7 protein-coding genes are annotated in these 7,333 nt (G+C 65.9%); 3 read left to right on the forward strand and 4 right to left on the reverse strand.

The features are described 5' to 3' along the window. Nucleotides 1–1,875 (reverse strand): penicillin-binding protein 1A (locus ACTHJ1_RS01915; protein ID WP_440186864.1); only part of this gene is annotated, 1,875 nt, incomplete at its 3' end. A gap of 67 nt (nt 1,876–1,942) precedes the next feature. After that, entirely contained in the window at nt 1,943–2,770 is an 828-nt protein-coding gene (locus ACTHJ1_RS01920) for an AraC family transcriptional regulator (RefSeq protein ID WP_440186866.1), read from the reverse strand. A 103-nt stretch (nt 2,771–2,873) separates the two neighbouring features. On the opposite strand from ACTHJ1_RS01920, the gene ACTHJ1_RS01925 reads away from it, so the two are divergent. Further along, nucleotides 2,874–4,133 carry an MFS transporter gene (locus tag ACTHJ1_RS01925; RefSeq protein ID WP_440186868.1) on the forward strand — a complete coding sequence of 420 codons (1,260 nt, stop codon included), beginning with the start codon at nt 2,874–2,876 and terminating at the stop codon, nt 4,131–4,133. A gap of 63 nt (nt 4,134–4,196) precedes the next feature. On the opposite strand, the gene ogt is transcribed toward ACTHJ1_RS01925, so the two are convergent. Further along, nucleotides 4,197–4,730 carry a methylated-DNA--[protein]-cysteine S-methyltransferase gene (gene ogt / locus ACTHJ1_RS01930; RefSeq protein ID WP_440186870.1) on the reverse strand — a complete coding sequence of 178 codons (534 nt, stop codon included), beginning with the start codon at nt 4,728–4,730 and terminating at the stop codon, nt 4,197–4,199. Nucleotides 4,731–4,804: 74 nt separating this feature from the next. Beyond that, the gene (locus ACTHJ1_RS01935; protein WP_440186872.1) at nt 4,805–6,088 is read right to left on the reverse strand and encodes an MFS transporter; all 1,284 of its coding nucleotides are present in this window, start codon (nt 6,086–6,088) and stop codon (nt 4,805–4,807) included. Between the two features lie 130 nt (nt 6,089–6,218). Between ACTHJ1_RS01935 and ACTHJ1_RS01940 the strand changes: the two genes are divergently transcribed. Both ACTHJ1_RS01940 and dinB read left to right on the forward strand, forming a co-directional pair. Beyond that, nucleotides 6,219–6,680 carry a BPTD_2524 family lipoprotein gene (locus ACTHJ1_RS01940; RefSeq protein WP_440186874.1) on the forward strand — a complete coding sequence of 154 codons (462 nt, stop codon included), beginning with the start codon at nt 6,219–6,221 and terminating at the stop codon, nt 6,678–6,680. A gap of 5 nt (nt 6,681–6,685) precedes the next feature. Beyond that, the coding region (gene dinB, locus ACTHJ1_RS01945; protein ID WP_440186876.1) for a DNA polymerase IV at nt 6,686–7,333 on the forward strand (648 nt) is incomplete at its 3' end.

A 7,333-nucleotide genomic window follows, 5' to 3' on the forward strand; every position in this document is an offset into this window, starting at 1 on the left:
GACGTGATCGATCAGATAAGGCGGAACGCGATAGCCGCCGTTGGCGAACACCGTATAGGCGCTGGCCACTTCCAGCGGCGTGGCGCTGCCCGCGCCCAGGGCGATGGGCAGCCCCGCGGGCCAGCGATCGGGCTGGAAGCCGAAGCGGGCGAGATATTGCTGGGCATACTGCGGCGTGATGGCCTGCATGATGCGTATCGACACCAGGTTGACGGACTGATAGAGCGCCTGGCGCATGCTCATCATGGGCTGGTACTTGCCGTCGTCGTTCTTGGGCGCCCAGTCTTTGGAGCCGGTCTGCGCGGCGCTCACGAAAAAGGGTTCGTCGGAGATCTCGGTGGTCGGCGACAGGCCGCGCTCGAGCGCGGCGGCGTAGTAGAAGGGCTTGATGTTCGAGCCCGGCTGGCGCCAGGCCTGCACGGCGCGGTTGAAGCTGCCCTGCTGGAAGTTGAAGCCGCCGATCATGGCGCGGATCGAGCCGTCTTTGGGCGAGAGCGAGACCAGGGCGGCTTCGAGCTTGGGCTTGTTGATGATCTCCCAGGTGCCGTCGGCAAGCTTGTGCAGGTAGACCACCGAGCCGCGCCGGATGCGGGCCTCGGGCTTGGCCTTGGGGTTGAGAGCCCGCGCGATGATGGCCAGGGCGCTCTTGCTGTCGACGGTGACGATCTGGCTGCTGCTGCGCGCCACCGTGACCGAGGTGGGGCTGGCCGAAAGCACCACGCCGGTAAGCAGGTCGCCGTCGTCGGGCGTGTTTTCCTGCACGCTGTCGAGCGCGCTGTCCAGTGCCTTGGGATCGTTCTCGATGCCCTGGGGCAGGTCGATCTGATCCTCAGGTCCGGGGTAGACCGAGCGGCGGGTGTAGTCGAGAATGCCGTCGTGCACGGCCTGATAGGCCGCCTGCTGGGCCTTGGAGTCGATGGTGGTGTAGACGTCGATGCCGCGCGTGTAGGCGCCGTCCTGGAAGACGTTGTACATCATCTGGCGCACGAGTTCGGCCGGATATTCGCCATGCACGGCGAAGTCGCGCTGCCCGTCGACGCCGCTGCCGGCCACCGTGATGGGCTGGGCCAGCGCGGCCTGGTATTGCTGCTGATCGAGCTTGCCCAGCGCCAGCAGGCGGTCCAGCACATAGTGCTGCCGCTGCTTGGCACGTTTCATGTCGGTGATCGGGTTGGCGCGGGACGGCGCCTTGGGGATGCCCGCCAGCATGGCGGCCTCGGCCGGCGTGAGTTGGTCCAGCGTCTTGCCGAAATAGGTGCGCGCCGCGGACGCGAAGCCGTAGGCGCGGTGGCCCAGGTAGATCTGGTTCATGTACAGCTCGAGGATCTGGTCCTTGGTGAGCTGAGATTCGATCTTGTAGGTGAGCAGCAATTCATAGAACTTGCGGCCGTAGGTCTTTTCGTCGGACAGGTAGAAGTTGCGCGCCACCTGCATGGTGATGGTGCTGGCGCCCTGCACCTTGGACATGTGGATGAGATTGGTCAGGGCGGCGCGGAACACGTCCATCCATTCGACGCCGCCGTGCTGGTAGAAACGGTTGTCCTCGGCGGCCAGTACCGCGTCTTTCATGATCTGGGGGATCTGGGCGAAAGGCACCACATTGCGGTGCTCTTCGCCGAATTCTCCGATGAGCACGTGATCGGCCGTGTATACCCGCAGCGGCACGGCGGGCCGGTAGTCGGTCATGGCGTGCAGATTGGGCAGACTTGGCCAGGCCAGCGCCACGGCCAGGCCCAGCATCAGCGCACCGCAGGCGGCCAGACCGGCGCCGAAGACGGCGAGCTTGACGAGCAGCCCGGAGCGGGAGGGGGTAGGCGAAGACGCAGGACGCTGCGACGACGGGCGATGCGACGGGGGGCGTGGCGAACTGTGCATATCCTATTATCGCAGGCGTGGGTTCTGATCTTCGGGATAAGGGAAACGGCTTGGAACAGCTTGGGTTCTACGTCTTGCACACCGCTACGTTTGAAACGGTTTGATGCAAGTAGTGGTGAGGCGAGGCGCCCAGCGCCCGGCGGAACATGGCAGCGAAGGCGCTGGGGCTGCGATAGCCCAGCTCGGAGGCGATACGGGCGATGGACTGGCCCATGGACAGCCGGCCCAGCGCGTCGGCCAGCCGCACCTGCTGCACCCACTCGTGATAGGTCAGGCCCAGCTCCGACTGGAACAGGCGAATCAGGGTACGCCCGCTGGCGCCGACCTCGTGCCCCCAGTCGTCCACTGTGCGGCGCAGGCCGGGCTGCTTGACGATGGCCTGGCATACGGCCTGCAGGCGCCTGTCCTGCGGCCAGGGAATGTGCAGGGGAATGCGCGCGGCCAGCGTCAGTTCGGTGAGGATGAGGGCGGCGATCTGGCCGCTGCGGCCATCGAGCGCGTATTCGATGGGCTCGGCCGCGAGGCTCAGTATGAGTTCGCGCAGCAGGTTCGAGACTTCCAGCACACAGCATTCGCCGCTCAGGCTAGAGGCGGCGTCGGCGGCCAAGTACAGCGTACGCATGGACACGTCGCCCATCATGAGCACGGCGTGCTCGACGCCGGGCGGCACCCACAGGGCTCGCCGCGCGGGCAGCGGCCAGACGCCGTGCGCCGTGCGCACCCGCATGCTGCCGGCCACGGCGTAGATCAACTGGCCGCGGATGTGGGTGTGCGGGCCGGTGGTCGAGCCGACGCTGTATTCCTTGGCCATGGCGGTGACGCTGCGCGGCACGTCCTGGTAGTCGCCGGCATCGATGCTGCGCCAGGGAGCGGTGGCGGGAGGAAAGGAGGGCATGGCGTGAGTGTCACTTTTTCGACGAAAGTTGTCACTTACCTTGTTTTTCGGCTGACTACACTATATCCCGTCAGCTAGATATCCTCTTTTTCCCGAGTATCTCATGAGCACCGCATTGCAGACCTCCGCGCCGGGCGCCTTGCCCGGCCAGCCCGCCGCCGACCCCAACGCCCAGTCCACCGCTTTCAAAGTGCTGGGCGCCATCAGTGCGGCGCATCTGATGAACGACATGATCCAGTCGATTCTTCTGGCGCTGTATCCCATGTTCAAGGACAACTTCTCGCTCAGTTTCGCGCAGATCGGCCTTTTGACGCTGGCCTACCAGATCACCGCTTCGCTGCTGCAGCCGTGCGTGGGTGTCTTCACCGACAAAAGACCGATGCCTTATTCGTTGGCGGTGGGCATGGGCTTTACGCTCTCGGGTCTGCTGATGCTGTCGATGGCGCCGTCGTTCGGCTATCTGGTGCTGGCGGCGTGCCTGGTGGGCACCGGTTCGTCGGTGTTCCATCCCGAATCGTCGCGCGTGGCGCGCATGGCCTCGGGCGGCCGCCACGGCCTGGCGCAGTCGCTTTTCCAGGTCGGCGGCAATCTGGGCTCGTCTCTGGGGCCGCTGCTGGCGGCGCTCATCATCATTCCGCACGGGCAGCGCAGCGTGGCGTGGTTCGCGCTGGTGGCGCTGGCGGCCATCGTGCTGCTGTCGCAGGTCGGCCGTTGGTACGCGGCCAATCGCTGGCGCCTGAAAGCCAAGGTCCGCAAGGCCGGCAATGCCGTGACGCTGTCGCGTGCGCGCGTCGGGCTTACGCTGGCGGTGCTGGGCATGCTGGTCTTCTCCAAATACTTCTACCTGGCCAGCCTGAACAGCTATTTCACGTTTTATCTGATGGACAAGTTCGGCCTGCCGATTCGCTCGGCGCAATTGTTCCTGTTTCTGTTTCTGGCGGCCGTGGCAGTGGGCACGATCGTCGGCGGTCCGATCGGCGACAAGGTCGGCCGCAAGCTGGTGATCTGGGTGTCTATCCTGGGCGTGGCGCCTTTCACGCTGATCCTGCCGCACGTCAACCTGCTCTGGACGGGCATTCTGGTGGCGATCATCGGCTTGATCCTGGCGTCGGCGTTCTCGGCCATCCTGGTCTACGCGCAAGAATTGATACCGGGCAAGGTCGGCATGGTCGCGGGCCTGTTCTTCGGTTTCGCGTTCGGCATGGGCGGCGTGGGCGCCGCGCTGCTGGGCGAGCTGGCGGATAGGACCAGCATCGAGTACGTGTACCAGCTGTGCGCCTATCTGCCTTTGCTCGGGTTGCTGACGGTGTTCTTGCCGAATATCGAAGGCAAGGGACTGCGCAAGGCCAAGACGGCCCGCTAAAAACGCGCGTCGCGCAAGAACGAATCACGCAAGGGCCCTGCGCTGAGCGGGGCCTTTTATCTTTTAGATCAACCGTCCTTGCCGGTACCCGGATTCATGCTCGAGCAGCCAGCGCTTGCGATGCAGGCCGCCGCCGTAGCCGGTGAGGGTGCGGTTGCTGCCGATCACGCGGTGGCAGGGCACGACGATGCTGACCGGATTGGCATGGTTGGCCATGCCCACCGCCCGCACGGCCAGCGGCTTGCCGATGCGGGTGGCCAGCTCCAGATAGCTGATCGTCGCGCCGCAGGGGATCTCGCGCAAAGCGGCCCACACCGCGCGCTGAAAATCGGTGCCGCCCGTCTGAACCGGAATAGCGTCGATGCCGGCGATGTCGCCGTCGAAATAGGCCAGCATCGCCTGCATGGCGTTCGAGGCGCGGCGCGTCTCGCGAAGCTCCACCGCATCGCTTCGATAGTGGGTGCGCAGCAGTTTGCGCATGTCGGCTTCATGATCGCCCCAGTCCAACGCGCGCAGCAGGCCCTGCTCGTCGGTGACGACCAGCATCTCGCCCAGGGGGGTGGGCGAGCGTTCCAGCAGGAACCTCAATGTAGCCATCGTTCGATGATGCCATAGGCCTCGATGCGGTGTCGAACCGGCGGCGCGCCGAGGTCGGAGGGCGTCGGGCGCGCCTAGCGCATCGCGCCTCGGGTCTCGGGCGTGAACGTCACCACGGCCAGGTATACGAGGCTGGTCAACGTGCAGGCGACGGCCAGGGTCGTGGGCAGGGCGCCCGCCTCGCCGGTGAACAGCGACACGATCGTGGGCATCGAGCCCCCGATGGCAAAACCGACGTTCCAGGACACGGCGGTACCGGTGGAGCGGATCTCGGTGGGAAAGCGCTCGTTCAGCACGATCAGCAGCGGCGCGTAGCAGAACGTGCCGATCGCGCTGAGCGCAACCGCGTAGGCGGCAATGGCGCCGACCGACTGGGCCCTGCCCAGGCCCAGGTACAGCGGCGCGATGCAGAGCAGGGAAACGGCGCCGCACAGAAACATGCTTTTGCGCCGGCCGAGGCGGTCGCTCAGGGCGCCCGAAAGTACCGACGCGATCATCACGCAGACTGCCGAGCCGCTCAGGATCAGGCCCAGCTCGGTGGACGGCAGGCGATTGACGATTTTGAGAAAGGTGGGCAGGTAGCCGGAGGTCAGGTAGGACAGGCCGCCGCCGGTGAGAGTCAGCAGCACGCAGCCGAGCGTGACGCCGACGTAGCCGCCGCGCAATGCGCCGAGCGGTGTGCCTCGGGGCGGCGGCGCGTTGCGCTTTTGCGCGGCGAGCGCGAGCCACAAGGGGGATTCCTGCAGCCGCGTGAATACGAACAGGCCCAGCAGCGAGCTGGCCAGGCCCGAGAAGAACATGATGCGCCAGCCCCAGCGCGCGAAGTCGGGACCGGGAACCGCAAGGCTGACCAGCACGAACACGAACGAGGCGAAAAGCTTGCCGATGCCGGATCCGCCGCCGGAGATGATGCCCGAGGCCAGGCCGCGGCGTGCGGGGCCGATCGACTCCGTGCCCAGCGTATGCGTGGCCGCCACCATGCCGCCCATGAAAATACCCTGCACCAGGCGCAGCAGCAAAAAAGCCAGAGGCGCGGCGGCGCCGATGGTTTGATACGCGGGAATGGCTCCCATGAGCGCAGTGGAAATGCCCACGCCGACCGAGGCGACGACCAAGGTGTTCTTGCGGCCGTGCCGATCGGAGTAATGGCCGAACAGATAGCCGCCGATCGGGCGCATGATCAGCGTGGCCGTGAAGGCGCCGTAGACCGCGGCGAGCGACAGCATCTGGCGCGACGAATCGAAGAAAACGTGGGCCAGAATGGGAGCCACATAAAGCAGGATGAACAGATCGAAGAGGTCGAACGCCCAGCCCAGACACGACACCGCGACGGCGTAGATCCTGTGCCGCAGAGACAAAGCGAGTATCGGCTCGTGGGAGGGGGGCGGGGGCAGGGGGAGGTTTCCTGCAATGGTCGATTTGCCAGGCGAGAGTGTAGGCGCACGTTCGGAATGCGGGATAATGCCAGACGATGCATAAGGAGCAATCATGATCAAGCAAGCAAAGTGCGCGGCCGCTGCGCTGGCCGTGGCGGCGCTGTCGGGCTGCGCGGTCGGGCTGAGCCCGGGCGGCGCCTCCTTGGCCGGCGACTTCGAAGCGCCGGTGGCCTATGGGCAGGCATATCAATCGGCGGTAGACCAGGCCAAGCTGTGCCTGCTGGGCAGCGGCGCCTATCACGTCGAGGGCGGCCTGGACGCCGCCTCGCACAAGGGCACCATGCGCGTGGTGGCCAACCTGGTCGATAGCCGCGAAATGGCCCGTGTCGAAGTCAGTCCCGCCGGCGAGAACCGCACCAAGGTGCATGTGCAAATGTGGGGCAGGAGCATTTGGGACGCCAAGGCCATGGTTGCCATGCACGACGCGGTGTATTTCAGCTCGCCGTCTTGCAGCGTCTACATTCCGCCCCAGCAAGGCGTCGATCCCACCGCCTGGTTCCACGTCAAAAAATAAGGCTCTTGGCTCCGTCCGAACGCAAAATCGTGCATGTCGACATGGACGCGTTCTACGCGTCGGTCGAACAGCGCGATCGCCCCGAATTGCGCGGCCAGCCCGTGGTGGTGGCGTGGACGGGGCCGCGCTCGGTGGTGTGCGCGGCCTCGTACGAGGCCCGACGTTTCGGCGTGCACTCGGCCATGTCGGCGGCGCGCGCGCGGCGGCTTTGCCCGCAGGCGGTTTACGTGCCGCCCGATTTCGAGCGCTATCGCGCCGTGTCGCGCCAGGTGCGCGCCATTTTCTCGCGGCATACCGATCTCATCGAGCCGCTCTCTCTGGATGAGGCTTATCTGGACGTGACGGTCAACAAGCGGGGGCTGTCTTCGGCCACCGAGGTCGCGCAGGCCATCCGCGCCGAGATTCGCGACGAAACGGGGCTGACGGCGTCGGCGGGGGTGGCGCCGAACAAGTTCCTGGCCAAGATCGCATCCGACTGGAACAAGCCCGACGGCCTGTTCGTCATCAAGCCTGCGCGCGTACAGGCCTTTCTGCACGAGCTGCCGGTGCGCAAGGTGCCGGGCGTGGGCAAGGTGACGCAGGCCCGCCTGGAAGAACTGGGCATTCATACCGTGGGCGAGCTGGGGCGGCACACCGCGGCCGAGCTCGAGCTG

It is taken from the genome of Bordetella sp. (assembly GCF_051960075.1).
In the GTDB taxonomy this organism is placed as follows: Bacteria; Pseudomonadota; Gammaproteobacteria; order Burkholderiales; family Burkholderiaceae_B; genus Bordetella.